Annotated in this window: 21 protein-coding genes; 14 read left to right on the forward strand and 7 right to left on the reverse strand. The window is 65.5% G+C overall.

The window, feature by feature from the left end; translation table 11 throughout:
- The first annotated feature begins 78 nt into the window (after window positions 1-78).
- The 5 genes from BM115_RS02390 to BM115_RS02405 all read left to right on the forward strand — a co-directional run bounded on the left by BM115_RS02390 (window position 79) and on the right by BM115_RS02405 (window position 6,994).
- Entirely contained in the window at window positions 79-621 is a 543-nt protein-coding gene (locus BM115_RS02390) for a hypothetical protein (RefSeq protein WP_092290183.1), read from the forward strand.
- Between the two features lie 199 nt (window positions 622-820).
- Window positions 821-3,526, forward strand: coding sequence for an aconitate hydratase AcnA (gene acnA / locus BM115_RS02395; protein WP_092290185.1), 2,706 nt, complete (start codon window positions 821-823; stop codon window positions 3,524-3,526).
- A 220-nt stretch (window positions 3,527-3,746) separates the two neighbouring features.
- Window positions 3,747-3,905 carry a hypothetical protein gene (locus BM115_RS27240; protein WP_177219833.1) on the forward strand — a complete coding sequence of 53 codons (159 nt, stop codon included), beginning with the start codon at window positions 3,747-3,749 and terminating at the stop codon, window positions 3,903-3,905.
- A 79-nt stretch (window positions 3,906-3,984) separates the two neighbouring features.
- Window positions 3,985-5,187 carry a DUF2863 family protein gene (locus BM115_RS02400; RefSeq protein ID WP_092290187.1) on the forward strand — a complete coding sequence of 401 codons (1,203 nt, stop codon included), beginning with the start codon at window positions 3,985-3,987 and terminating at the stop codon, window positions 5,185-5,187.
- 274 nt (window positions 5,188-5,461) lie between these two features.
- The gene (locus BM115_RS02405; protein WP_255370685.1) at window positions 5,462-6,994 is read left to right on the forward strand and encodes an ABC transporter substrate-binding protein; all 1,533 of its coding nucleotides are present in this window, start codon (window positions 5,462-5,464) and stop codon (window positions 6,992-6,994) included.
- A 21-nt stretch (window positions 6,995-7,015) separates the two neighbouring features.
- On the opposite strand, the gene BM115_RS02410 is transcribed toward BM115_RS02405, so the two are convergent.
- Together BM115_RS02410 and BM115_RS02415 are read right to left on the reverse strand one after the other, a co-directional pair.
- Entirely contained in the window at window positions 7,016-7,918 is a 903-nt protein-coding gene (locus BM115_RS02410; protein ID WP_092290857.1) for a class I SAM-dependent methyltransferase, read from the reverse strand.
- Between the two features lie 42 nt (window positions 7,919-7,960).
- Window positions 7,961-8,731, reverse strand: coding sequence for a tetratricopeptide repeat protein (locus BM115_RS02415; RefSeq protein WP_092290191.1), 771 nt, complete (start codon window positions 8,729-8,731; stop codon window positions 7,961-7,963).
- Window positions 8,732-8,890: 159 nt separating this feature from the next.
- Here BM115_RS02415 and BM115_RS02420 point away from each other — a divergent pair, with 159 nt between their 5' ends.
- On the forward strand, window positions 8,891-9,394 hold the full coding sequence (locus tag BM115_RS02420) for a hypothetical protein (RefSeq protein WP_092290192.1): 504 nt from the start codon (window positions 8,891-8,893) through the stop codon (window positions 9,392-9,394).
- 54 nt (window positions 9,395-9,448) lie between these two features.
- Here BM115_RS02420 and BM115_RS02425 read toward each other — a convergent pair whose 3' ends face one another.
- The 3 genes from BM115_RS02425 to BM115_RS02435 form a co-directional block, all read right to left on the reverse strand.
- Window positions 9,449-9,952: a DNA-deoxyinosine glycosylase gene (locus BM115_RS02425; protein ID WP_092290193.1), complete on the reverse strand. Its 504-nt coding sequence runs from the start codon at window positions 9,950-9,952 to the stop codon at window positions 9,449-9,451.
- Between the two features lie 62 nt (window positions 9,953-10,014).
- Window positions 10,015-11,916, reverse strand: coding sequence for a molecular chaperone HtpG (htpG, locus tag BM115_RS02430; protein ID WP_092290194.1), 1,902 nt, complete (start codon window positions 11,914-11,916; stop codon window positions 10,015-10,017).
- Between the two features lie 109 nt (window positions 11,917-12,025).
- Window positions 12,026-13,510 (reverse strand): aminotransferase-like domain-containing protein, encoded by a 1,485-nt coding sequence (locus BM115_RS02435; RefSeq protein WP_255370663.1) that lies wholly within the window; start codon window positions 13,508-13,510, stop codon window positions 12,026-12,028.
- 189 nt (window positions 13,511-13,699) lie between these two features.
- On the opposite strand from BM115_RS02435, the gene BM115_RS02440 reads away from it, so the two are divergent.
- From BM115_RS02440 to BM115_RS02475, 8 genes are all read left to right on the forward strand, one after another.
- Window positions 13,700-14,377, forward strand: coding sequence for a VOC family protein (locus BM115_RS02440; RefSeq protein ID WP_092290196.1), 678 nt, complete (start codon window positions 13,700-13,702; stop codon window positions 14,375-14,377).
- A gap of 32 nt (window positions 14,378-14,409) precedes the next feature.
- Window positions 14,410-15,135 carry an alanyl-tRNA editing protein gene (locus tag BM115_RS02445; protein WP_092290197.1) on the forward strand — a complete coding sequence of 242 codons (726 nt, stop codon included), beginning with the start codon at window positions 14,410-14,412 and terminating at the stop codon, window positions 15,133-15,135.
- A gap of 10 nt (window positions 15,136-15,145) precedes the next feature.
- Window positions 15,146-15,778 (forward strand): LysE family translocator, encoded by a 633-nt coding sequence (locus tag BM115_RS02450; RefSeq protein WP_092290199.1) that lies wholly within the window; start codon window positions 15,146-15,148, stop codon window positions 15,776-15,778.
- Window positions 15,779-15,798: 20 nt separating this feature from the next.
- Window positions 15,799-16,794 carry a DMT family transporter gene (locus BM115_RS02455; protein WP_255370664.1) on the forward strand — a complete coding sequence of 332 codons (996 nt, stop codon included), beginning with the start codon at window positions 15,799-15,801 and terminating at the stop codon, window positions 16,792-16,794.
- Between the two features lie 12 nt (window positions 16,795-16,806).
- On the forward strand, window positions 16,807-17,262 hold the full coding sequence (locus tag BM115_RS02460; protein ID WP_092290209.1) for a RidA family protein: 456 nt from the start codon (window positions 16,807-16,809) through the stop codon (window positions 17,260-17,262).
- 52 nt (window positions 17,263-17,314) lie between these two features.
- The gene (locus BM115_RS02465) at window positions 17,315-18,502 is read left to right on the forward strand and encodes an aminotransferase-like domain-containing protein (RefSeq protein WP_092290211.1); all 1,188 of its coding nucleotides are present in this window, start codon (window positions 17,315-17,317) and stop codon (window positions 18,500-18,502) included.
- Window positions 18,503-18,562: 60 nt separating this feature from the next.
- The gene (locus BM115_RS02470; protein ID WP_092290859.1) at window positions 18,563-19,207 is read left to right on the forward strand and encodes a glutathione S-transferase family protein; all 645 of its coding nucleotides are present in this window, start codon (window positions 18,563-18,565) and stop codon (window positions 19,205-19,207) included.
- A gap of 353 nt (window positions 19,208-19,560) precedes the next feature.
- The gene (locus tag BM115_RS02475; RefSeq protein ID WP_092290213.1) at window positions 19,561-21,237 is read left to right on the forward strand and encodes an L-lactate permease; all 1,677 of its coding nucleotides are present in this window, start codon (window positions 19,561-19,563) and stop codon (window positions 21,235-21,237) included.
- Window positions 21,238-21,405: 168 nt separating this feature from the next.
- Here BM115_RS02475 and BM115_RS27020 read toward each other — a convergent pair whose 3' ends face one another.
- Both BM115_RS27020 and BM115_RS02480 read right to left on the reverse strand, forming a co-directional pair.
- Window positions 21,406-22,146: a hypothetical protein gene (locus tag BM115_RS27020; protein ID WP_143093842.1), complete on the reverse strand. Its 741-nt coding sequence runs from the start codon at window positions 22,144-22,146 to the stop codon at window positions 21,406-21,408.
- A gap of 12 nt (window positions 22,147-22,158) precedes the next feature.
- Window positions 22,159-24,837, reverse strand: coding sequence for a hypothetical protein (locus BM115_RS02480; protein ID WP_143093843.1), 2,679 nt, complete (start codon window positions 24,835-24,837; stop codon window positions 22,159-22,161).
- Window positions 24,838-24,873: the final 36 nt, after the last annotated feature.

Below are 24,873 nucleotides of genomic sequence, written 5' to 3' on the forward strand. Positions count from 1 at the left end.
CGGGCGTCCGCACGGGCACCCGGCCCCGCCCAATATCAGAGCCCCCAAGTAATCATTCAAAATCCGGAAGGAATACCCATGAAAAAGATCGTGCTTGCCTCCTTGCTCGGCGCCCTCTCGCTGACCGTCGCCTCCACCGCCATGGCTCAGGAACCCGCCAAGAAGCCGGCTGCGACCAAGAAAGCGCCCGCCAAGTCCAGCAAGAAGGCCACGACTGCTGCCGCCGCCCCCGCCACGCCGTCCGGCGAGAAGTGGCAGTGCGAGCTGGGCAACGTCATCTATATCAATGGCAACATGCTGCGCGACGAAGTGCTGACCGTGCACTGGCAAGGCCGTGACTACCGCCTGCCGCGCCAGTCCACCGTGACCGGCGCCGACCGCTACTTCGACCAGCAATCGGGCCTCGACCTCGTCGTGATCCCGGGCAAGGCCATGCTGTTCAACAAGAACCTGGGCCAGCGCCTGGCCGACGAATGCCAGAACGCCGACATGCAGGCCGGTGGCTCGGCCCCGACCCAGGCCGGCGCCCTGCGCGCACCGGTGGCCACGCCGCTGCTGATGGCTCCGGCCCCGGCCGCCGAAGCCCAGCCCGCCCCCGCCGCCCAGGCTCCGAAGCAGTAAAGTCGTAAATTTGCGATCATTGCAGTACTTCGCGCGGCCCCTCGCCGCGCGGCAGTTGAGTTTGTTGTCACGGTGCGCGTCCGGGGAATCTCCGGCCGCGCCGCGTCAAGGCGGCGGAACCCTCTCGTGCACCGGGGTCTGAAGAAGAAGAAAGTTTAGAAAATCGCGTCCCGCGTCATCCCTCGATTGGAGTCAGGCAATGCCCCACAATCTCAATAAAACTCTCAAGGAATTCAAGCTCGCCACCGGCGGCCGCGGCCAGTACTACTCCCTGCCGCAGCTGGGCAAGGCACTGGGCGTGAAGATCGAACGGCTGCCGATTTCGATCCGGCTGGTGCTGGAATCGGTGCTGCGCAACTGCGACGGCAAGAAGGTCACCGAGGAACACGTTCGACAACTGGCCAACTGGAAGCCCAAGGCCGACCGCGTGGACGAGATCCCGTTCGTGGTAGCCCGCGTGGTGCTGCAGGACTTCACGGGCGTGCCGCTGCTGGCCGACCTGGCCGCAATGCGCAACGTGGCCGAGAAGATGGGCAAGAACCCCAAGAAGATCGAGCCGCTGGTGCCGGTGGATCTGGTGGTCGACCACTCGGTGCAGATCGACCATTTCCGCGAGAAAAAGGCGCTCGACCTGAACATGCAGCTGGAATTCAAGCGCAACAACGAGCGCTACCAGTTCATGAAGTGGGGCATGCAGGCCTTCGACACCTTCGGCGTGGTGCAACCGGGCTTCGGCATCGTCCACCAGGTGAACCTCGAATACCTGGCGCGCGGCGTGCACAAGAAGGACGGTGTCTACTATCCGGACACGCTCGTTGGCACCGACTCGCATACCACGATGATCAACGGCATCGGCGTGGTGGGCTGGGGCGTGGGCGGCATCGAGGCCGAAGCCGGCATGCTGGGCCAGCCGGTCTACTTCCTGACGCCTGACGTGGTCGGCGTGGAACTGAAGGGCCGCCTGCGCGAGGGCGTGACCGCCACCGACCTGGTGCTGACCATCACCGAAATGCTGCGCCGCGAGAAGGTCGTCGGCAAGTTCGTCGAGTTCTTCGGCGAAGGCACCGCCAGCCTGACCACCCCGGACCGCGCCACCATCGGCAACATGGCGCCCGAGTACGGCGCCACGATGGGCTTTTTCCCGGTGGACGAGAAGACCATCGACTATTTCAAGGGCACCGGCCGCACCGCCGAGGAAATCGCCGCGTTCGAGGGCTACTTCCGCGCCCAGGAGATGTTCGGCGTGCCGATGGCCGGCGACATCGACTACAGCACCACGCTGACGCTCGACCTGGGCTCGGTGGCGCCGTCGCTGGCCGGCCCCAAGCGCCCGCAGGACCGCATCGAGATCGGCAACGTCAAGAGCACCTTCGCCTCGCTGTTCTCCAAGCCGGTGGCCGAGAACGGCTTCAACAAGAATGCCGATGACCTGGACCGCGAGTACACCAACACCGACGGCGTGAAGGTGAAGAGCGGCGACGTGCTGATCGCCGCCATCACCTCGTGCACGAACACCTCCAACCCGAGCGTGCTGCTGGCCGCCGGCCTGCTGGCCAAGAAGGCGGTGGAAGCCGGCCTGAACGTGGCGCCGCACATCAAGACGTCGCTGGCCCCGGGCAGCCGCGTGGTGACCGAGTACCTGACCGCCACCGGCCTGCTGCCGTACCTGGAGAAGCTTGGCTTCGGCGTGACGGCCTACGGCTGCACCACCTGCATCGGCAATGCGGGCGACCTGACCCCGGCGCTGAACGAGGCCATCGTCCAGAACGACATCGTCGCGGCCGCCGTGCTGTCGGGCAACCGCAACTTCGAGGCCCGCATCCACCCGAACATCCGCGCCAACTTCCTCGCCTCGCCGCCGCTGGTGGTGGCCTACGCCATCGCCGGCAACGTCACGCGCGACCTGATGACCGAGCCGGTGGGCAAGGGCAAGAACGGCAAGGATGTCTGGCTGGGCGATATCTGGCCGACGTCGGAGGAAATCCAGGCGCTGCTGAAGTTCGCGCTGGACGCCGAGGTGTTCAAGACGAACTACGAGCAGGTCAAGAAGCCGAGCAAGCTGTGGGCCAACATCAAGGGCACCACGGGGCAGGTCTATGACTGGCCGACTTCCACCTACATCGCCGAGCCGCCGTTCTTCCAGGACTTCCAGCTCGAGCCGAAGGCTGCCTCGGCCAGCGTGCGCGGCGCGCGGGCGCTGGGCGTGTTCGGCGACTCCGTGACGACCGACCACATCTCCCCGGCCGGCTCGATCAAGGACACCTCGCCGGCGGGCAAGTACCTGCTCGCGCACGGCGTGCTGAAGGCGGACTTCAACAGCTACGGCTCGCGCCGCGGCAACCATGAAGTGATGATGCGCGGCACGTTCGCCAACGTGCGGATCAAGAACCTGATGATTCCGCCCAAGGCCGACGGCTCGCGCGTGGAAGGCGGCCTGACGCTGCACCAGCCCACCGGCGAACAGATGTCGATCTACGACGCCGCCATGAAGTACATCGCCGAGGGGACGCCCACGGTGGTAATCGGCGGCGAAGAGTACGGCACGGGTTCCTCGCGTGACTGGGCGGCCAAGGGCACGCAGCTGCTGGGCGTGAAGGCCGTGGTGGCGCGCAGCTTCGAGCGGATCCACCGTTCGAACCTGGTCGGCATGGGCGTGCTGCCCCTGCAGTTCAAGGGCAGCGACAGCGCGCAGTCGCTCGGCATCATCGGCAACGAGACCTTCGACGTGGAAGGCATCGAGGGCGACCTGAAGCCGCAGCAGGATGTGGTGCTGGTGATCCATCGCGCCAACGGCGACACGCAGCGCGTGCCGGTGCTGCTGCGCATCGACACCCCGATCGAGGTGGACTACTACAACCACGGCGGCATCCTGCCGTTCGTGCTGCGCCAGCTGCTGGCCGCATAAGCGGTCCCGGCCCCGGCCAGGAAGTGACAACGGCGCACCCCACGGTGCGCCGTTTTTCATTGCTGGGCGCCGCGCGGCCGGGCCAGCTTGCGGGTTATCCCCGATCCGGCACGTAAGTTCCACGCAAGGCTGCACTGCCAGACTGGTCCCTACGCAATTCGGCGTTCATCCCTATAAGCGGGCGCGGCCACGGCACGCCCCCGCACCGACTGGAGACACCATGGTCAAGATCCTCATCGCCTTCATCGTCGTCGCCGGCGCCGCCCTGTATCTGCTGACGAAGGGTGGCGGCGACGTCTCCATGGGCGGCGAACAGCACGGCGCCGAGACCCACGCCCCGGCCCCCGCCGAGGCCCCGGCAGCGCCCGCACAGAAATAAGACGGAACGCCGCCAGGCGCGGTGTTTGTCAACGCAGCGAGTAGAATACCGTTTTACGTAAAACGGACGGTCTTCACATATGGCAGGTTTTCGCCCCAAGTCTTCCCCCCGACTCTCGCCCGATGCCGAGCGACTGGTGGCCGACGCGCTTGCGCTCGACGCCTCGGGCAGCCGCATGGAGGACGGGTATTGGGAGCGGCGGCTGTCGCAGCGCCTGGGCCGCCTCCTGAAGAACGGCAGCCAGACCGCCCTCGACGCCGCGCTCGAACACCTGTTCAAGCACAACGCGGATGCCTCCGACGTGCTGGCCGAGCAGGCCGAGACGCTGGCCGAGTCCGCCACGGTCGAGATCGACGGCGTGCAGCATGACGCCCTGCTGATCGCCGCGCCGATCCTCGCCCATACCCGCTACGCGATTCCGTCCGGCGCGCTCAAGCCCGAGCTGGCCCAGACGCTGGCCGTGCACCTGCAGGCCCACGTGCTGGCCACGCAGACCCAGGTGGCGCTGTCGCCGTATCTATATAGCATCGACCAGCTCCCGCGCACTCATAGCGACACCTTCGCCCTGACCCACAAGCTCGCCTCGGCGGCGCTGGCCGGCACGGTGCCCAAGGTGGATCTGCGCGACCTGCCCGAAACCGCCCCGATCCTGGCCGATCCGCGCTACCTGCTGGCCGTGGTGGTGGCGCCGCACGAAGGCGCCCTGTTCCGCTGGCAGGAAGATGCCAAGGAGCACCACGCCGAGCGTTCCACCTGCCTGGAGCAATGGCGCCAGCAGGTGCAGCCGTCCGTGGCCGTGCTGCTGCCGGGCTGCGAATTCGAACTGCTGCTGCCCGATGCGTTCTTCCTGTCGTGCCGCGAATCTGACAAGAGCATCCGCCCGCTGACCGTGCGCGCCGCCGTGAACTACCTGTGCGGCACGCTGGACGTGCCCGCCGGCCAACTGGCGGCCGTGGTGGCCTCGTTCGGCGAGGAAGTGGTCGAGGAATACCGCGTCGGCTTCACCATGCGCGGCGAGAAGGACGTGATCTACGGCATCGTCTGGCCCGTCTATGGCCGCGAGGCCGGCGAAGTCGATGCCGAGGAAAAGGGCAACCCGCTCGAGCAGATCTGCGAGGAACTGCGCAACGCCGGCGTGGAGGAGATCTTCCGCCACGCCGCGCTGTTCGACCCCGAGTACTGCGAAGACTGCGGTACGCCGCTCTATGCGGACCGTTCGGGCGAGATCGTCCACGCCGAACTGCCCGAGGACGCGCCGACCCAGCAGCCGCTGTTCCACTAAGCTGGCCGCCGACTCATAAAAGAACCCGCGCAAGCGGGTTTTTTTATCGGCGCGAAGCGGTGGAAGGTGCCGCCAACCGGAAGTGCCGAAAACACCCCATACCCGTGCCATCGCCCAGGAAGTCCCCCAACCCACGCAGGCGTGTACGTTTGACGGCACAATGCATGGCATCCCATCCCACATCCCGCACCACCCGAGGAGCCTGTCGATGAAAGCGAGCCATCGTTCCGCCAAGATCCGCCATGCCTTGCTGGGCACCCTGCTCTCCGTTGCGATGTCCGCCGGGGTGACCGTGGGCGCCGCGCACGCCGAGGACCTGCGCATCGGCCTGGCTGCCGATGTCACCTCGATGGACCCGCACTGGAACAACGCGGGCCCGAACAACGCCATCGCGCTGCATATCTTTGAGTCGCTGGTGTTCATGGACAAGAACGCGCGCTATATCCCCGGGCTGGCGCTGTCCTGGAAGCCGGTGAACGCCATCACGTGGGAAATCAAGCTGCGCCCGAACGTGAAGTGGCATGACGGCACGCCGTTCACGAGCGAGGACGTCAAGGCGTCCCTGGAGCGGCCCGAGAAGCTGACCAACAGCCCCGGCTCGTTCACCAGCTATACCAAGCCGATCGCCCGCATCGACACGCCCGACGCGCTCACCGTGCGCCTGACCATGAACGTGCCGAATTACGCCAACCTCGCCAACGACCTGAACAGCGTGCCGATCATGCCGAAGAGGGTCGCGGCCACGCTGACCCAGGCCGATTTCGACTCGGGCAAGGCGATGATCGGCACCGGGCCGTTCAAGTTCGTGCGCTTCGCGCGCGGGCAGGAAATCGTGATGGCGAAGAACCCCGACTACTGGGGGCCGAAGGTGGACTGGGACCGCGCGGTGTTCCGCATCCTCACCGACAACGGCGCACGCAGCGCGGCGCTGCTGGCCGGCGACGTGGACGTGATCGAGAGCGTGCCCTCGGCCGACGTGGCGAAGCTCAAGCAAAATCCGAAGTTCAAGATCGAGCAGACGGTGTCGTGGCGCACCATCTTCTGGCAGATGGACCAGTCGCGCGACAACTCGCCGTTCGTGACCGACAAGGCCGGCAAGCCGCTGGCCAAGAACCCGTTCAAGGACGCCCGCGTGCGGGAAGCGGTCAGCAAGGCGCTGAACCGGGACGCCATCGTCAGCCGCATCATGGAGGGGCTGGCGGTGCCGGCCTCGTCGATCGTCTCGCCGCAGATCTTCGGCCATCCGGGCACCAAGCCGGACGCCTACGATGTCGAGGGCGCCAAGAAGCTGCTGGCCCAGGCAGGCTACCCCGATGGCTTCGCGCTGACGCTGCACGCCACCAACAACCGCTACCTCAACGACGGCCAGGTGGCGCAGGCCACGGCCGGCATGCTGACGCGCATCGGCATCCAGACCAAGGTGGAGACCCTGCCCGTGGCAGCCTACTTCACGCGCGCGCGCCAGGGCGAGTTCTCGTTCCAGATGCTGGGATGGGGCTCGGCGGCGGCCGATGTGGCGCTGCGCTCGATCACCGGCACGCCCAACCCGAAGACCGGCTATGGCACGTGGAACTGGGGCAAGTACAGCAATCCGCAGCTCGACAAGCTGATCGAAACGTCACTGACCACGGTCAGCAGCGACAAGGCGCGCGAGGAAGCCGCGCGCGCCGCGGCGAAGGTCGCGCTGGCGGATCACGCCATCATCCCCTCGCACAGCCAGCTGGCGATGTGGGCGATGCGCAAGGGCCTGCGCTACGAGGCCCGCACCGACGAATGGTCGCTGGCGCAGTTCTTCCACAAGGAATGACCGTTTTCCCTCAGAAAGCGATCAGATCACCAGCCGGTCTTCCTGATTGGCATTGGCCGCGCGCAGCTTCTTGACCCAGTCCCGGGCGGGCAGCTGGGTCGCGGCTTCCACCACGTCCGCGCGCGCTTCCAGCGTCTCCCAGGAGACGTCGATGGCCGGCCCGTTGAACGCCATGGCGATGATGTTGCCGTCATGCACTTCCGGGAACACCAGCACGCGGTTGTCGAAGGCATCGCAAATCCGCACGATGTTCTTCGGAAAGCTCTCGTGGTCGCCGAACAGGTTGATCGTCATCACGCCGGGGGTCTTCAGCACGCGGCGGCAGGCGCGGTAGAACGCCGTGGTGTCCAGCACCGGGCCGCGCGCGGTGGCGTCGTAGAGGTCCACCTGGAGCGTATCGATGGCCGCCGTGCTGGCGCTGTCCATCACGAAGTCCCAGGCGTCCTGCTCGCGCACGGTCAGGCGCGCGTCATCTTCGCGCAGGCCGAACATGCTGCGGCCGGCCACGATCACGGCCGGATTCAGCTCCACCGCCGTCACCTTGGCGCGGGCGAACTGCCGATGGCAGAACTTGGTCAACGCGGCAGCCCCGAGGCCCAACTGCACCACGTGGAAGTCATCGACCGAGGGCGACTGGAACAGCAGCCAGGCCATCATCTGCTGCGCGTATTCGAGCTCGATGGCGTCCGGCTTGCGCAGGCGCATCGCGCCCTGGACCCATTCCGTGCCGAAATGCAGGTAGCGCACGCCGTCCATCTCGGAGAACGTCACCGGCGCGAAGCGCGGCTTCATGCGGGCTTCGTGACGGGGGTCCTGCCGGGAATCCTGCCGGGCGTTCAGGTTGCCGCGCGATGCGTCACGGTGTCCGCGGGCGGGACGGCGCGAGGCCACGGCCTCGATCGATTTGCGTTTCAGAAGCGTCATAGCGGAGAAAAAGGCGCCAAGGGCGCGGATCATGGGGGCGAATCATTGGCCCAGCGCGGTCTGGGCGCGCTGGAGCCATTCGCGATTGTGTTCGCGGGCATGGCGCGGCCAGTGGCGCGCGTCATGGACGATATCGGCATAGAGCGCTTTCGCGCGCTCGCGGTCGGCGGCATCGGGCTGGGCCGTCAGCCAGTCGGCAAACAGGCAGCGCGGCGCGGCATCGCTGGCGCTGGTCAGGGCCTGCTCGAACGCAGCCCGCGTGCCCGGCGCGCCGGTAGCGGCCAGCGTCTGCGCGTACAGCAGCGAGGGCGTGGCCTGCTCGCGCGCCTGCGGGTGGTGCGAGAACAGCGTCTCCAGCGTGGCCTGCGCCGGCCCGGGCTGGCCGGTGGCCACCTGGGCGCGCGCCAGCCCTTCCAGCAAGGCCGGGTCGGAGGCGAACGGGCCGTTGGCGGCCGTCTGGTAGTGCGTCAGCGCCTCGGCCGGCTGGCCGGCATCGAGCAGCGCGGCGCCCAGGCGCATGCGGTGGTCCACGGTGGGTGCCCGGTCGAAGGCGTCGCGGGCCTCCCGCACGGCACGGTTCGGATCCACGATCTGCCGGATCGCCCGTCCCGCCGCCCGCGCCCCGCGCGTCTGGCGCAGGCTGGGCAGGTAGACCGCGAAGAAATAGACCACGCTGCCGAGCCCCGGGAACAGGAACAGCAGCAGGAGCCAGTACATATTCTGGTGCGTGCGCACCGCATGCACCGCGAAGAAGATGGCGACGATGACATGCAGGCCGATGCCACCAATACCGCCAAGGCCGAGACTGGACATAGGAATTTATCGAAATGGGAGGCCGGCCCGCCGCGCGGGGCGAGCCATGGCCGCGATTGTGACAGAAGTGACTGACGGTGAGACTTGTTCGGTACGCCTAAAGTTTTGCGGATTTGCGCCGAAGAAGGGGTGGGCTCTCTCCCGATCGGAACCACGCATATGACAACAATCAGCAGCGTTACCCCTCAGATCGTCACCGCCAGTGACGCCAACGTAACCAACACCCGCCGCTTCACCGCGCCGGCTGACGACGCGGCGCAAGCCGCCGCCGCCAGCACGGACGGCAGCGCGTCGGCCTCCTCGGCTTCCTCGGCCAGCGCCAGCGGCGACATCAAGGGCCCGGGCGGCGCCGGACGCCTGGGCGGCGCAGGTGCCGCAGACGCCAGCGCGGCCAGCAGCGAAGACAGCGACTCGGCGGTCATCAAGGCGCTGAAGCAGCAGATCGAGGCGCTGCAGAAGCAGCTGGCAGCCCAGATGCAGCAGCTCCAGGCCGCGCAGAACAGTGGCGCGGACGACAGCACCAAGGCCAGCACCGTGGCCGCGCTGCAGGCCGGTGTCACGTCGACCTCGGCGTCGCTCCAGCAGGCCGTCGCCAAGCTGGCCGAAGCCATTCAGCAGGCCGGCGCCTCCAGCACCGGGAACATCGTCAACACGACGGCCTGAACGGCGTCGCCCCTTCGTCATCGAAAGAAGACGCCCCACGCCTGGCTGGGCGATTCAGTCCAGCCAGGCGCGCAAGGCCTGCCACGCGACCCGCTTTTCCGCATAGGCCAGCGTATAGGCCGGGCTGCTCGACGGCAGCCGCAGGATGGCATGGCGGTCGCCATGCGCCCCCAGCGCCCCCAGCGCCTTTTCCCCGATCTTCGCCGCCGTACCGCCGTTGAAGGCAATCGCCCGCAGGCTCGGCAGCGTGCCGATCAGCCCGAGCAGGTCGTTCCCGGCATGGTCGCGGATATTGCTGTCGAGGCTGCCATCGCGCCGCGCCTCGGCCACCACGTCCCACAGCCCCACGCCGTACCCAAGCAGCGCTTGCAGGCGGGCCGGGTAGTCCTGGCCGACGAGATCGACCCCGAGGACATCGCCCATCAGGTGCCAGAAGCGGTTCTGCTTGTGCGCGTAGTACTGGTTCTGGGCGAGCGAGACCTCGCCCGGCAGGCTGCCGAGCACGAGGACGCGGGTGTGGGCATCGACGACCGGCGGGAAACAGCGTTTGGTGGTCATCTTGGGAGGGTCTTCGCTGGCGGCCCCTCCCCCGCAGGCGGGAGCGGGGCCGCAAACCGGCCTCAGGCCAGCAGGCGGTTCACGCGTTGCACGTAGGTGGCCGGATCTTCCAGCATGCCGCCCTCGGCCAGAAGGGCCTGGTCGAACAGCACGCTGACGCGGTCGGCGAAGGCTTCGTCGCCGGCCACGTCGCGCAGCTTCTTCACCAGCGCGTGCTCGGGGTTCAGCTCCAGGATCGGCTGGGCGTCGGGCGCCTTCTGGCCGGCCTGCTTGAGCAGGCGCTGCAGGTAGCCGCTCATGTCGCCATCGTCCGACACCAGGCACGAAGCCGATTCAGTCAGGCGCAGCGTCACGCGCACGTCCTTGGCTTTGCCTTCCAGCACGCCCTTGGCACGGTCGACCACGTCCTTCCAGTCGGTTTCGGCCTTTTCCTGCTCGGCCTTCTCGGTCTCGTCGGCCAGCGCGCCGAGGTCCAGGTCGCCACGCGCCACGGACACCAGTTCCTTGCCGTCGAACTCGTGCAGGTAGGACAGCATCCACTCGTCCACGCGCTCGGTCAGCAGCAGCACTTCGATGCCCTTCTTGCGGAAGACTTCCAGATGCGGGCTCGACTTGGCGGCCACCCAGGTGTCGGCGGTGACGTAGAAGACCTTGTCCTGCCCTTCCTTCATGCGGCTCACGTAGTCGCCCAGCGAGACCGACTGCTCGGCCGTGTCGCTGTGGGTGGACGCGAAGCGCAGCAGCTTGGCGATGCGCTCGGCGTTGGCCTGGTCCTCGCCCATGCCTTCCTTGAGCACCTGGCCGAACTGCTCCCAGAAGGTCTTGTACTTGGCGCGATCGGCTTCGTCCTCGCTGTCCGCCAGCGATTCGAGCATCGACAGCACACGCTTGGTGCTGCCCTCGCGGATCGCGCGCACATCGCGGCTCTCCTGCAGCAGCTCGCGCGAGACGTTCAGCGGCAGGTCGGCCGAATCCACCACGCCCTTGACCCAGCGCAAGTACGCCGGCAGCAGTTGGTCCGCGTCGTCCATGATGAACACGCGCTTCACGTACAGCTTCAGGCCGGCCTTGTGATTGCGGTCCCACAGGTCGAACGGGGCGCGCGCCGGGATGAACAGCAGCTGCGTGTACTCGCTGCGGCCTTCCACGCGGTTGTGGGTCCAGGTCAGCGGGGCTTCCTGGTCATGGGCGATGTGCTGGTAGAACGCCTGGTACTGCTCGTCGGTGATGTCGGACTTGGCGCGCGTCCACAGCGCGCTGGCCTGGTTCACGCTCTCCCACTCGCCGGTGGTCTTGTGGGCGCTGGCTTCGGCATCCCACTCTTCCTTGGGCATGCGGATCGGCAGCGAGATATGGTCCGAATACTTCTGGATGATGTGGCGCAGCCGGTACGACGACAGGAAGTCGTCCTCGCCCTCGCGCAGGTGCAGCGTGATGGTGGTGCCGCGCTCGGCGCGCGAGATGGCGTCCACCGTGAACTCGCCGTCGCCGGTGCTTTCCCAGCGCACGGCCTCGTCGGCGGTCGCGCCGGCGCGGCGCGTCTCCACCGTGACCTTGTCCGCGACGATGAAGGCCGAGTAGAAGCCCACGCCGAACTGGCCGATCAGCGCGGCGTCCTTCTGCTGGTCGCCGGACAGTTGCTGGAAGAATTCCTTGGTGCCCGAGCGCGCGATCGTGCCGAGGTTGCGGATCGCCTCGTCGCGGCTCATGCCGATACCGTTGTCGGTGATCTTCAGCGTGCGGCTGGCGGCGTCGGCTTCGATGCGGATGGCCAGGTCGGCATCGTTCTCGAGCAGCGACGGGTTGGCGATCGCCTCGAAGCGCAGCTTGTCAGTGGCGTCCGAAGCATTCGACACCAGCTCGCGCAGGAAGATCTCCTTGTTGCTGTACAGCGAGTGGATCATCAGGTGCAGCAGCTGCTTCACTTCCGCCTGGAAGCTCATCGTTTCGTGCGGTGCGGTCATGGTTCTCCTCTTGAAAGCTTGAAAACAAAGCGGGCACATCCGGGGTTGCCCCGGGCGCGGTGCGCGGCGGGGTCGATGGCCCTTCAAATCGGGATGGACGGACGGTTTTTCAAGCCCCCGGGGTGGCGGGGGCATGGGCGGTATGGGTGCCAGAGGCCGGCTGGCCGGACAATCGCTCGATCTGCGCGGCCAGGAAACGCAGCATGCCGGGATCGGCGCTGCTGGCCACGTTGAAGCGCGTCCAGGTGGATGGCATCTGGCTGGGCGAGAACAGGCTGCCCGGGGCGAACAGGTAGCCCTCCTCGTGCCCGGCCGTAGCGATGACATTGGTGTCCACGCCCGTATCGGCCCACAGGTACATGCCGGCGTGCTGGCCCGGGAACATCCGCAAACCCAGCCGTTCGAGTTGGTGGCGGGTCTCGTCGCGCGCCCGGTCCAGCCGGCCGCGCACGCGCTCCACGTGCTTGCGGTAGTGGCCCTCGGTCAGCACCTTGTAGACCACGCGCTCGTTGATCTCGGGCGTGGCCATGCCGGTCAGCAGCTTGCTGTCGGTCAGCGTCACGGCCAGCTCCGGGCTGGCGGCGATGAACCCCACGCGCAGGTTGGCGGCCAGCGTCTTGGAGAAGCTGCCGAGATAGATCACGCGCCGGAGCTGGTCGAGGCTGGCCAACCGGGTGGCGGCGTGGCCGGGCGGGCAGAGATCGCAATAGATATCGTCCTCCACCACCAGGAAGTTGTACTGCTCGGCCAGTTGCAGCAGCCGGAACGCCCGGGCGGCGGAGAGCGAGGTGCCCGTGGGGTTGTGCAGCACGGAATTGACCACGAACAGCTTGGGCCGATGGGCCTGCACCACGCGCTCGAGCGCGTCCAGGTCCGGGCCATCGGCCGTGTACGGCACGCCGATCACGTGGGCGCCCTGCGCGGCGAAGCGCGCGAACATCACGAACCAGGCCGGATCGCCGACCAGCACGGTATCGCCGGGGTGCAGGTATTGCCGTGCGATCAGGTCGAACGCCTGCGTGATGCCGGAGGTCATCACGATCTGGTCCGGCGTGACGCCGATCTCCAGCTCCTCCAGCCGCGTGCGCAACTGCTGCCGCAACGGCAGGAAGCCCTGCGGCGTGCCGCTCGACAAAAAATGGTTGCCCGGTTGCCGCCCCAGGCTGCGCAGCGCGCCGGACATCAGCTCGCCGTCCAGCCACTCGTTCGGCAGGAAGCCCCAGCCCGGCGCCTTGTGGCTCTCCGCCGAATGGAACATGCTGCGCAGCAGCCAGGTCACGTCGATATTGCGGATGGCGTCCGAAGGCGGCGTGGCGGCCGTGGACGGATGTGCCACGCGCTCCCGCACATAGAACCCCGAGCCGCGCCGCGACTCCAGGTAGCCCAGCGCCACCAGCCGCTCATAGGCTTCCACCACGGTGAAGCGCGAAATCCCCTTCTCGGTAGCCAGTTGCCGGATCGACGGCATGCGCATACCGGCCCGGAACACCCGTTCGTCGATGCGCAGCCGTGCCCATTCAGTCAATTGCTCGACCAGCGTCATCTGGGCCGAAGGAATCGGGTCCGGCAACTGCTCGTGGCCGGCCGTCGGCATCACCAGCCTCAAAGGCCGTGTGCCGCCCGACGCACCCGAGCGGCCTCCGCTATCCTTGCGGTCTGGCCCGGGGTGCCGCCTTTCGTCCGCTTCGCTGCCTTCCATGTGGTGCTCCCGCAACTGTACTGAATACGATCTGCTGAACTGTATCGGTACTGTACCGATAACCTTGTCTACCATCAACCGACAATGACGCTCGCCATAGACCACCTCGTGATCGCGGCCCCGGATCTGGAATCCGGCGCGAACCATGTTGCCGACCTGCTCGGCGTTGCCCCGCAAGGCGGCGGCGCGCACCCGCGCATGGGCACGCACAACCGCGTCATGGGGCTGTTCGGCGGGATGTACCTCGAAGTGATCGCGATCGACCCGGCCGCCCCGGCGCCGGATCGGCCGCGCTGGTTCGGGCTGGACAGCGAAGCCATCCGCGAGCGGCTGGCCGACGGCCCGTTCCTGGCCCACTGGGCCGCCCGCGTGGAACGGCCGATCGACCTGTCGCGCTGGCAGGCGCAGTACCCGGACCGCATCGCCCCGGCCATTCCGATGACGCGCGGCGCGCTGCACTGGCGCCTGACCGTGCCCGACGACGGCAGCCTGCCGGCCTGGCCGGGTGAGGCGACGCATGCGGGCGATGGCCTGTTCCCCACGCTGATCCAGTGGGACGTGCCCAACCACCCCGCCATCAGCCTCCCGCGCCAGGACCTGGCGCTGCGTCGGCTGCGCGGCAGCCATCCACAGGCGGAACTGCTGCGGCAGGGGCTGGCGTGGATCGGCGCAGCAGACCTGATCGAGATCGAACAGACCGATGGGCCGCCACAACTGGTGGCCGAAATCGACACCCCAGCAGGCACCAAGACCCTGTGCTGACTATATAAATACCCCCGAAGGAGCCCCCGACGATGTCCGCCACCACCACCAAGCGTTTCGACGACGACGCCTATCTCGACCACTGCAACGCCACGGTCGTGGCCGTGAGCGAGGCCGGCATCGAGCTGGACCAGACCGTCTGCTACGCGCGCAGCGGCGGGCAGGCCGGGGACACCGGCACGCTGGTGCTGGCCGATGGCCGCGTGGTGGCGCTGATCGACACGATCTACGCCGAGGACCGCACCCGCATCCTCCACGTGCCGGCGCCGGACGCCCCGGCGGTGCAGCCCGGTGACCAGGGCGAAGTGCGCGTCGACTGGGCGCGCCGCCACAAGCTGATGCGGCTGCACACCTGCCTGCACCTGCTGGGATCGCTGATCCCGGTGCCGGTGACTGGCTGCAGCATCTCGCCCGATTCCGCGCGCATCGACTTCGACCTCCCCGAATCCACGCTGGACAAGGCCGAACTGACCGAGCAGCTCAACGCGCTGATCGGCGCGAAGACCGATGTGCGGATCGACCGCATCACGCCCGAACAGCTCGCCGCGCAGCCCGATCTGGTGCGCACCGTGGGCGCCGCGCCGCCGGCCGGCACGTCCACCATCCGCATCATCGAGATCCCCGGTGTGGACCGCCAACCCTGCGGCGGCACCCACGTGGCCAATACGGGCGAGATCGGCGCGGTCACCGTGACCAAGATCGAAAAGAAGAGCCGCACCAACCGCCGCGTGGTGGTCAACTTCGCCGCGCTGGCCTGAGGTCGCCGTCATGGATGCCAACTGGCTGACGGGCCTGTCGATGGCCCAGTTCCTCGCATTGATCACGCTGCTGGCCGTGGGCGCGTTCACGCCCGGCCCCAACACCACCATCGCCGCCGTGACCGGGGCCAACTTCGGGCTGCGCGCCACGCTGCCGCATTGCATCGGGGTGGCGTTCGGCTTCGCGAGCATCGTCGCGCTGTGCGCCACCGGCGTGGGCGCCCTGATACAGGCCAGCCCGATGCTGGCGCGCGCCATCCATGTCGTCGGCGTGGCCTACCTGCTCTGGCTGGCGTGGAAGATTGCCCGGAGCGCCTCGCTGGCCGAGAAGACCGTGCTCAAGCCGATGAACGTCTGGCAGTCGGCCGCGTTCCAGTACGCCAATATCAAGGCGTGGATGCTGGCGCTGGCCGTGGCGGCCTCGTACATGGCCGGCGCGCCCTCGCCCGCGCAGCGCATCGCGCTGGTCAGCACGGTGTTTGGGGTCTTCGGCTTCTTCAGCAACGGCGCCTATGGGCTGCTCGGCGCCTCGCTGCGGCACTGGCTGGCGCAGGGCAACCGCGTGCGCTGGTTCAACGGCACGATGGGGCTGGCGCTCGGCGTGACGGCGGTCTGGATCGCCCTTGCCGCGCAGCCGCACTGATCTTCCCGGGCCTCCCCATCATGGCAAATCCTTCTGCTTCTGCTTCTCCCTCCCATCCGCCCGCTTCCGGCGGCATGTGGCTCGGCTTCATCGGCGTGGCGATCTTCAGCCAGACGCTGCCGTTCACGCGCATGGCCGTGGCCGAGCTGGACCCCATCTTCGTGGCGCTGGCCCGCGCGGTGCTGGCGGCCTGCCTGGCGCTGGGCCTGCTCGCCCTGCGCGGCGCGCTGGCCCCGGCACGGCGGCCGCGCGGGCGCCAGTGGGCACGGCTGGCCGTGACGGCGCTGGGCGTGGTGGTCGGCTTTCCGCTGTTTTCGTCACTCGCCATGCGCGAGGTGCCGGCCGGCCATGGCGCCATCGTGATTGGCCTGCTGCCGCTGGCCACCGCCGTGTTCGCGGCGTGGTTCGGCAGCGAGCGCCCTTCCCCGGCCTTCTGGCTCTCGGCCGTGGCCGGCAGCGCGCTGGTGATCGCCTTCGCCCTGTGGCAGGGGGCCGGCGGCCTGCAACATGCCGACTGGTATTTGTTCGCCGCCGTGGTACTTGGCGCGCTGGGCTATGCCGAGGGCGGCAAGCTGTCACGGGAGCTGGGCGGGCTGGAAACCATCAGCTGGGCGCTGGTCGTGTCCCTGCCGGTACTGGTGCCCGTGGTGGCGTGGCTGGCCCTGGCGCACGCGCCCGAGATCGGCGCGGCATCCTCCCGGGCGTGGCTCGGCATGGCCTATGTATCGGTCTTCTCGATGTTCATCGGCTTCCTGTTCTGGTACGCCGGACTCGCAAAAGGCGGCGTCGCCCGCGTAGGCCAGATACAATTGCTCCAGCCGTTCCTCACGCTGGCGGGCGGCGCCGTGATCCTGGCCGAGCCCCTCGACGCCCCCACCCTCGCCTTTGCCGTGGCGGTGATTGCCGTGGTGGCCCTTGGCCGCCGCGCCGCCGTGCGCAACACGGCACCCGCCACGCCACCGGCCGCCACCGCGGCCGAAGGGGCGCCCCCCATATTTCCAGGACGACTTCACTAACAGGAGCCATGCATGTCCGTATATGACACCCTCGCCCGCCTCGGCGTGGAACTGCCCCCCGTCAGCGCCCCCGCCGCCGCCTATGTCATGGCCGCGACCAGCGGCAACACCGTCTTTCTCTCGGGCCACATCGCCCGCAAGGACGGCAAGGTCTGGGCCGGCAAGCTCGGCAAGGACGTCGACACCGAGACCGGCAAGGCCGCCGCGCGCGCCATCGCCGTCGACCTGCTGGCCACGCTCCACGCCCATATCGGCGACCTGAACCGGGTCCAGCGCATCGTCAAGGTGATGAGCCTGGTCAACTCCACGCTGGAATTCACCGAGCAGCACCTGGTGACCAACGGCGCATCCGAGTTCCTGGTCGAGGTCTTCGGCGACAAGGGCCGCCATGCGCGCAGCGCGTTCGGCGTGGCCCAGGTGCCGATGGGCGCCTGCGTCGAGATCGAAATGATTGTCGAAATCGCATAATTCGTATTTTTTCCACCACGCAGTCCAAGATTCACCCCACCAGAGACAGATCATGAAATGGGCCATCTCCCGCCGAGCACAGCAACTGACCAGCTCGGCCATCCGCGAAATCCTGAAGGTCACCGAGCGTCCGGAAGTCATTTCCTTCGCCGGCGGCCTGCCGTCCCCGGCGTCGTTCCCGGTAGCGGCCATGGAAGCGGCGGTGGCCCGCGTATTCGCCGATAACCCCCAGGGCGCGCTGCAATATGCCGCCACCGAGGGTTATCTGCCGCTGCGCGAATTCGTGGCCAAGCGCTACAACGTGGAGGTGGAGCGCGTGCTGATCACCACCGGCAGCCAGCAGGCGCTGGACCTGATCGCCAAGGTGATGATCGACCCGGGCAGCCCGGTGCTGGTGGAAACGCCGAGCTACCTCGGCGCCCTGCAGGCGTTCTCGCTGTTCGAACCCGAGTTCGTCTCGGTGCCGACCGACGAGCGCGGACTGGTGCCCGAGGCGCTGACGCCGGAGCTCACCGCCGGCGCCCGCTTCCTCTACGCCCTGCCGAATTTCCAGAACCCCACCGGCCGCCGCCTGCCCCTGGAGCGCCGCCAGGCGCTGGTCAAGCGCGCGCAGGAACTGAACCTGCTGCTGGTGGAAGACGACCCCTACGGCGAACTGAGCTACACCGGCGACATCCTGCCGACACTGCTCTCGATGAACCCGGACGGCGTGATCTACATGGGCTCGTTCTCGAAGGTGCTGGCCCCCGGCCTGCGCCTGGGCTTCGTGATCGCCCCGCCCGAACTGCACTTCAAGCTGTGCCAGGCCAAGCAGGCATCTGATCTGCACACGCCGAGCTTCACCCAGCGCATGGCCTACGAGTCCGTGCGCGACGGCCTGCTCGAACGCCATATCCCGACCATCCGCGCGCTCTACGGCAAGCAATGCGAAGTGATGCTTGACGCACTCAAGCGCCACATGCCCGCCGGCGTGACGTGGAACCAGCCCGAAGGCGGCATGTTTATCTGGGTGGAACTGCCCGAGGGCCTGGACAGCATGAAGATCCTCGAGGAAGCCGTGCGCCGTAACGTGGCCTACGTGCCGGGCGCGCCGTTCTATGCGGGCAATCCGCGCATGAACACGCTGCGCCTGGCCTTCGTGACGGTGCCGCCGGAGCGGATCGAGCAAGGCGTGACGATCCTCGGCGAACTGTTCCGCGAAGCCATCGCCAAGGCAGCGCCGCAGCCGCGCGCTGCCTGAGGCTAGCCCCGGAACCCTGAAGGAGAGCCGATCGCCATGGACGTGGAGGAGCCGCAAGGCCTGTTGCGCATCTGGGGCCGCCTGTCGTCGATCAATGTGCAGAAAGTGGTCTGGTGCGCGCGCGAGCTGCACCTGGACCACGAGCGCATCGACATCGGCAATCACCAGGGCGAGCTGGACACCGAGGCCTACATTCGCCTGAATCCGAATCGCCTGATTCCGGTGATCGAGGATTTCCGCGATACGGACGTGGCCGGCGAGCCCTTCGTGCTGTGGGAATCGAACGCCATCGTGCGCTACCTGTGCGCGCGCTATGGCGAAGGCACGCTGTGGCCGTCCGACGTCAAGGAGCGCGCCTCCGCCGACCGCTGGATGGACTGGCAGACCACGGCGTTCAGCCCGGCCATGGTCTCGGCCTTCCTGCAGATGGTGCGCGTGCCGGTCGAGAAGCGCGACGAGGCGGTCATCGCCAAGTCGTGCGAACGGACCGAGCCGCTGGCCGCGATGCTGGACAAGGCGCTCGCCAGCCGCGAGTTCATCGGCGGCGACCGCTTCACCATGGCCGACATCGCGCTGGCCTGCGCGGCACACCGCTGGATGGGCACGCCCGTGCCCCACACGGCACGGCCCAACCTCGAACGCTGGCTGGACGACATGCGCGCCCGGCCGGCAGCCACCGGCATCCTCGTCCTGCCGCTGCGCTGAATCGTCCTGCGCCTTTGGTCGATCGGTTTTTGTCCGATCTGACTAGCGGCGCAGGCGTCACTTTTCCTGGCCGCACTCGACGGCCACGCCAAATTCGAACGTCCGTTTTAGGAGTACCCTCGCCCGAGAGTTGTGAGGTGCGCTCTGCTCCCCCCGAACAAACCCTGATCCCTGAATCCGATTCATCGACCCGGTGACCGGATTTAAGCGATTGCGGGGAACTCGCGTCCTTACAATCGCCTTTCTGTGCGCAGCGATGCGCTTGCCGCCGCACGCCCAGTTGCTATGCAGTAGCGGCAGTCCAGGCCCGACAGAGGCACGGCTGCCTTCCAAACCCAGAGGAGGATTCAATCGTGTGGAGTCAAATCTATGACCCGCTCGGCAATATGGCGCTGTCTACCATTGCCGCGGGGGTCCCTGTGGCCGTGCTGCTCGCAGCGCTGGCGTTCTTTCACATGCAGGCCCACATCGCTGCCGGACTGGCGCTGGCGGTCGGCATCGCGGTGGCGTCGTTCGTGTTCGGCATGCCCGCGGCCATGGCCGGCAAGGCGGCCGGGCTGGGCATCGTCTCCGGGCTGTTTCCGATCGGGTGGATCGTCCTCAACATCATCTTCCTGCACCGGCTGACCACACTTAACGGGTCATTCAGGGTGTTGCAGAACTCGATCTCGGGCGTGACCGAAGATCGCCGCCTCCAACTTCTGCTGGTGGCCTTCAGCTTCGGCGCGTTCTTCGAGGGCGCAGCCGGCTTCGGCACGCCGGTGGCCGTGACCGGCGCCATCCTGATCGGCCTGGGCTTCTCGCCGCTAGCCGCTTCTGGCCTGGCGCTGATCGCCAATACCGCTCCGGTGGCGTTTGGCGCACTCGGCGCGCCAATCATCGGCCTCTCGTCGGTGACCGGCATCGAACAGACCGTGCTCTCCGCGATGATTGGCCGCCAACTGCCGTTCTTCTCGGTGCTGGTGCCGTTCTGGCTGATCTGGGCGTTCGCGGGCTTCCGCGGCATGCTGGCCATCTGGCCGGCCATCCTGGTGGCGGGCGTCAGCTTCGCCGTGCCGCAGTTCCTGGTCTCGAACTACCACGGCCCGTGGCTGGTGGACGTGATCTCCGCGCTGATCTCGATGGGGGCCCTGACCGCCTTCCTGAAGATCTGGCATCCGAAGGAGATCTGGACCTCCACGCGCATCCTGGGCCGCCACGACGACTCGAAGGTCGATCACCCCGAAGCCCTGGAAGCCGAAGCCCGCGCCAACGCGGCGTCGGTCGGCATTTCGGTGGTCAAGGCGTGGATGCCATGGGTCATCCTGACCGTGTTCGTGTTCGTCTGGGGCATTCCCGAGTTCAAGAAGCTCGTGGACGGCATCTGGCAGTACAAATTCCCGATCCCGGGCCTCGACAAGGCCATCATCAAGGGTCCGCCGGTGGTGCCGAAGGAAATCGTCGAAGGGGCGGTGTTCAACTTCAACGTGCTGTCGATGGCCGGCACCGGCATCCTGGTGTCGGCGCTGGTCGGCGGCCTGCTGATGGGCTACTCGGTGCCGCGCCTGCTCAAGGAGTACTGGGAGACGATCAAGCTGGTGCGCTACTCGCTGCTGACCATCTGCGCCATGTTCGGCATCGGCTACCTGACCCGCTACTCGGGTCTCGACGCCACGCTGGGCCTGGCCTTTGCGCAGACCGGCGTGTTCTACCCACTGTTCGGCACGATGCTGGGCTGGCTGGGCGTGGCACTGACCGGTTCCGACACGGCGTCCAACGTCCTGTTCGGCGGCCTGCAGAAGACCACGGCGGAGCAGCTGGGCCTGTCGCCGGTGCTGATGGCGGCCGCCAACAGCTCGGGCGGTGTGATGGGCAAGATGATCGACGCCCAGTCGATCGTGGTGGCCTCCACCGCCACCAAGTGGTACGGCCACGAGGGCGAGATCCTGCGCTACGTGTTCTTCCACTCGGTCGTGCTGGCCATCCTCGTCGGCCTGTTCGTGACCCTGCAGGCGTACGTGCCGCCGTTCACGCACATGGTGATTCACTGATGGCGATTCACTGATATTGCCTGCTCGACCAGGCATGCAGACAAGCCCCGCCTCATGGCGGGGCTTTTTGTTGGGCGTATCTCTCATGTCCGCACGCCTCCGCCATTTCCAAGGGTCGATTTCGTCAGATGATGAAACGCTCCCTATATCACTACAATTCAAATCTCTTCATTTTCGCGCACCAAATTGACTTCGGATATATCGCGCGGATGCCCGGTCTCCCTCTCGCTCCAATTGTGCAGCAACCCTCTCATACAAGGCTATATTTATGTCTCGGGAATTAGCGCATGCAAGGATGTTTTGAACACCCAATTTGCTTTCAATAAGCCCAGATAGAGAGGAATGCCCACCCTCCATTTTTCCGCTTTGATAATCTTCCCATATCAAATTAACATCCAGACCCTGCATCTCCGTCATGGCAGCAGTAGCGTCAAAATCACCACTTTCTCCGCCAACGTGCCACGTATCCACTGCGCCATCCCATCTACCCCCGCAAATCCCTCCGGTTTGATTACTCAGTATGCATCCGGAATGCGTGTCGATCGCCGGGCAATATTGTCGATCTACGATCCTGTTTGGCTTCTTGAACTCTCTGAGAACGCCGACGCGCAGAGTTATGAGAACAGCAAATCTCCCGCTTGGCGAAACTAAAACATCCTGCACCCCAGAGAATAAAATTCCCCCGTTACGGTTCAATCGTTCCATGGCAAAGAGGTCGAACCTGGAACCGTCAGATCTCACAAAGGTCGCCTTCTTCAATCCGGGTCCGAAAAGGGATCGCTCTCTCGCTAGAAGGGGTTTTGAGAATTCAATTCGTGTACCTCCATCAAAGGTAACGTATTCATGCGCTTGCGCCACGAATGACCAGAGTGCCAACATAGCAACCAGATATCTTTTCTTAGCGTGCATCTCTGCGCCCCTTCAATTCAATCTCGCTGCCATGGCGCGATACCGCCCCGGTGCAACTGACTGCGTTCCGATAACAGCCATTCGGCGATTGACGCCGTAGTCCTCCACAATCTCCCTCTCATATGCAACTCTATTTGCGCCCCACTCTGCGGGATTTTGAGATACGTTAGGATGCCGATCAAAGAAGCGTCGCACCGCACTTCCTATGTCTTGCCTCACCCAGGCAGGCCGATTTACATGGTGATCAAGCGCCGTAGCGCGCCCGAGGTCAGATTGAAAATAGTCGCCGATCGGGAAACGGCAATTCGACGGCACCTCCGGTAGAATCTGGATGCGCAACCTAGTCATGAAATCCATCAATTGCAGGCGCTCATATCGTTTGTCCATCATCGCATGGACAATTGCTGCTAGCGGTACGTTGTCAACTTTCTTCCGAAATGAATTGGCGGAGCAATTTTCCCTGATTTTGTCCTTTAACTCCCTGCCCGTTATTTTCTTCCCATTTGTCAATAGTGGATGCGAGTAATACATCCTCGTCTCTTCACCTCTCCCCTCGACGCTCCAACCGCATTTTTCGAAGAGCTCTTGGTATGCATCCTCATCCGCAGCTCGAAAATGCGCAACTTGCCGCGGAAGCTCTCCAAATCCGTCCCGGTTTATTGTTTTTTGCATTGCTCCCGCGGTAACAATTTCGCTGTCATAGGAATGGACAGAATCAAGATTCCCCTCATTGGGTGACATCCCCACCATTATGCGTCGCTCGCTGGTGGTTATTGTGCCGCTCTCCGCCAACTCCAGAAGCACCTCTGATCTTTCCAGTGGCCTATTCCCAAAGTACACCGGCCCATATTGAGAACCGAGGCGAGTCACTATAAATTTATCGACGTAACACCCTCCACATTCGCAGTCGTCAGTAGCACCAAAATTTCCCACCATCCCGATCGGATGAATATGAAAAACCTTTGGATCTGGCAAGGCGGGATAATGTGCTTTTACCTCGGTCCACCACGTTAGCGCCTGAATTCGCCTGTGTTCGGCGGTGAGCGCTTCGCGGTTCCGGCTTATCTTTTCGAACTCCGCGATCAGTGGGGTCCACTTTTCAGGATTGGCCCATTCACTCTCGTGCTTGACGATCAACCTCGACGCGCCCACGGCAGTCCACGGGTCCTGTGAAGCGACGCATAGATCGTTGGCCGCCTGCAGGCCGTCGCCCCGCTTGTATAAATGCTGACAAGCCATTTGCATCAAGGGGCTCAGCTTGTCCCGGGCTCCGGGATGCGGTACGTTCGCACCGGTGATGTAGTCGAGATATCCGGCGGTGGTGGCAAAAATAGTGTGGGTCTGGTCGTGAGCGGCGTCCAATAGCTCGAAATCCACCCACTTCTGGGCAAACTCCCGAGATATGCGGCCTCCGGGAAAGTTCTCCTCACGAACCCAGCCAGAAATGTCCTGACGTCGAACGTCCGCGCTTTCCACCTTCCACCAGCGACGCTTCTTGCCGTCGGTACCATTACCGTCTTCCGTGAACGGTTTGTCCGTGCGGCGCTCCAGTTCCGCCTGCGTAAATGCCCGGACAACGTCGGTCTCGGGCGCGTCGCGCCCTTCCCGATGGGGTTTCTTATAGAGTTTGGTTTGCCGATCGATCCGCAGGATCGTGGGTGCTGCTGATAGTCCAAGCTGCTCCCACGCCTTTGGTTTCGCCGCATTCTCTGCAATCCAGCTTCGCCCCTTGTCGATAAACGACCGGATGCTGTTGTCGCAGAACATTTCGAGGTGGACGCCCCGGATGACCTGCATCTCGGCCAGGGAGTCGTCTCGCCCGAGATGACCAATGAGCGCGCCAGCCTTGATCGGTACGGGCTTTCGCGGCACGACCACGCGGTCCACAGCCGTCTCAGGAACGAATGCTTCGACAACCGCTGCACTACCGTCCTTGCCGAGAAAGACCCATCCCTTATGGGCAGCCGTTGGGTCGACATACCCGCCGACCTTGGACGGGACCATTGATCCCACATGTATGGCGTCGATCTGCGCCCAGTCGCCTTCCCGCTTCAGGACGCTGAACTGGGCACCATGCGGCAGGATGCCCAGAATCGTGCCCCCGGACTTAGTAGCCAGGACTTGCAGCCCGACCTGTGCGGTCTGCAATCCCGGATGAGTGCTCCCTGCAGTTTGCCTATTCCTTGCGCCCGATGTCACCTTGAACCACGTTGTCCAGTACGCCGGCCTTGGCAGAGTCTTGTCGGACTCATAGCCAGCGAGGTCCTGCAGGTGCATGTAGAGGCTATGGAACGTTAGCGTGCAATCCTTCGGAAACTCCATGACATGACGCACCAGCGCAAATCCCGAACTGTATTGCGCACTGAATGCCGGAAGGTCGATTTTCAGATAATTCCGATTGACTCGCCATGCCACGACTTCGCCGTCGGCCATGCAACGTACGCCATGCTTCAAATCAAAGGATTTGCCTGCGCCAGCGTCCGAAACGTGGACACCCCCATGCCACAGGCCCTTGCGGCTGACGGCGTAGGCGCCGAGAGATTCCTTGCGCAACAGGCTCAGGAATTCATGCTGGTCGGTAAAGGCAACGGACGGCTTTCGAGGGTCGGACGACGCCCTGCGGAATGGAAACGCGAATTCGAGACGCTTGACGGTTGTGCGAGCCGGTGGACGGGACGGTGCGGTAGCCATGGATGGAGATGTGATCGCTCAGTAACGATTCGAGAG

The sequence above is a fragment of the Cupriavidus sp. OV096 genome (genome assembly GCF_900115455.1).
Lineage (GTDB): Bacteria > Pseudomonadota > Gammaproteobacteria > Burkholderiales > Burkholderiaceae > Cupriavidus.

What these genes read in the sequence shown, in the direction of transcription:
- BM115_RS02390 (WP_092290183.1), top strand. Translation starts at nt 79, where the DNA reads ATGAAAAAGATCGTGCTTGCCTCCTTGCTCGGCGCCCTCTCGCTGACC.
- acnA (WP_092290185.1), top strand. Translation starts at nt 821, where the DNA reads ATGCCCCACAATCTCAATAAAACTCTCAAGGAATTCAAGCTCGCCACC.
- BM115_RS27240 (WP_177219833.1), top strand. Translation starts at nt 3,747, where the DNA reads ATGGTCAAGATCCTCATCGCCTTCATCGTCGTCGCCGGCGCCGCCCTG.
- BM115_RS02400 (WP_092290187.1), top strand. Translation starts at nt 3,985, where the DNA reads ATGGCAGGTTTTCGCCCCAAGTCTTCCCCCCGACTCTCGCCCGATGCC.
- BM115_RS02405 (WP_255370685.1), top strand. Translation starts at nt 5,462, where the DNA reads ATGTCCGCCGGGGTGACCGTGGGCGCCGCGCACGCCGAGGACCTGCGC.
- BM115_RS02410 (WP_092290857.1), bottom strand. Translation starts at nt 7,918, where the DNA reads ATGACGCTTCTGAAACGCAAATCGATCGAGGCCGTGGCCTCGCGCCGT.
- BM115_RS02415 (WP_092290191.1), bottom strand. Translation starts at nt 8,731, where the DNA reads ATGTCCAGTCTCGGCCTTGGCGGTATTGGTGGCATCGGCCTGCATGTC.
- BM115_RS02420 (WP_092290192.1), top strand. Translation starts at nt 8,891, where the DNA reads ATGACAACAATCAGCAGCGTTACCCCTCAGATCGTCACCGCCAGTGAC.
- BM115_RS02425 (WP_092290193.1), bottom strand. Translation starts at nt 9,952, where the DNA reads ATGACCACCAAACGCTGTTTCCCGCCGGTCGTCGATGCCCACACCCGC.
- htpG (WP_092290194.1), bottom strand. Translation starts at nt 11,916, where the DNA reads ATGACCGCACCGCACGAAACGATGAGCTTCCAGGCGGAAGTGAAGCAG.
- BM115_RS02435 (WP_255370663.1), bottom strand. Translation starts at nt 13,510, where the DNA reads ATGCCGACGGCCGGCCACGAGCAGTTGCCGGACCCGATTCCTTCGGCC.
- BM115_RS02440 (WP_092290196.1), top strand. Translation starts at nt 13,700, where the DNA reads ATGACGCTCGCCATAGACCACCTCGTGATCGCGGCCCCGGATCTGGAA.
- BM115_RS02445 (WP_092290197.1), top strand. Translation starts at nt 14,410, where the DNA reads ATGTCCGCCACCACCACCAAGCGTTTCGACGACGACGCCTATCTCGAC.
- BM115_RS02450 (WP_092290199.1), top strand. Translation starts at nt 15,146, where the DNA reads ATGGATGCCAACTGGCTGACGGGCCTGTCGATGGCCCAGTTCCTCGCA.
- BM115_RS02455 (WP_255370664.1), top strand. Translation starts at nt 15,799, where the DNA reads ATGGCAAATCCTTCTGCTTCTGCTTCTCCCTCCCATCCGCCCGCTTCC.
- BM115_RS02460 (WP_092290209.1), top strand. Translation starts at nt 16,807, where the DNA reads ATGTCCGTATATGACACCCTCGCCCGCCTCGGCGTGGAACTGCCCCCC.
- BM115_RS02465 (WP_092290211.1), top strand. Translation starts at nt 17,315, where the DNA reads ATGAAATGGGCCATCTCCCGCCGAGCACAGCAACTGACCAGCTCGGCC.
- BM115_RS27020 (WP_143093842.1), bottom strand. Translation starts at nt 22,146, where the DNA reads ATGCACGCTAAGAAAAGATATCTGGTTGCTATGTTGGCACTCTGGTCA.
- BM115_RS02480 (WP_143093843.1), bottom strand. Translation starts at nt 24,837, where the DNA reads ATGGCTACCGCACCGTCCCGTCCACCGGCTCGCACAACCGTCAAGCGT.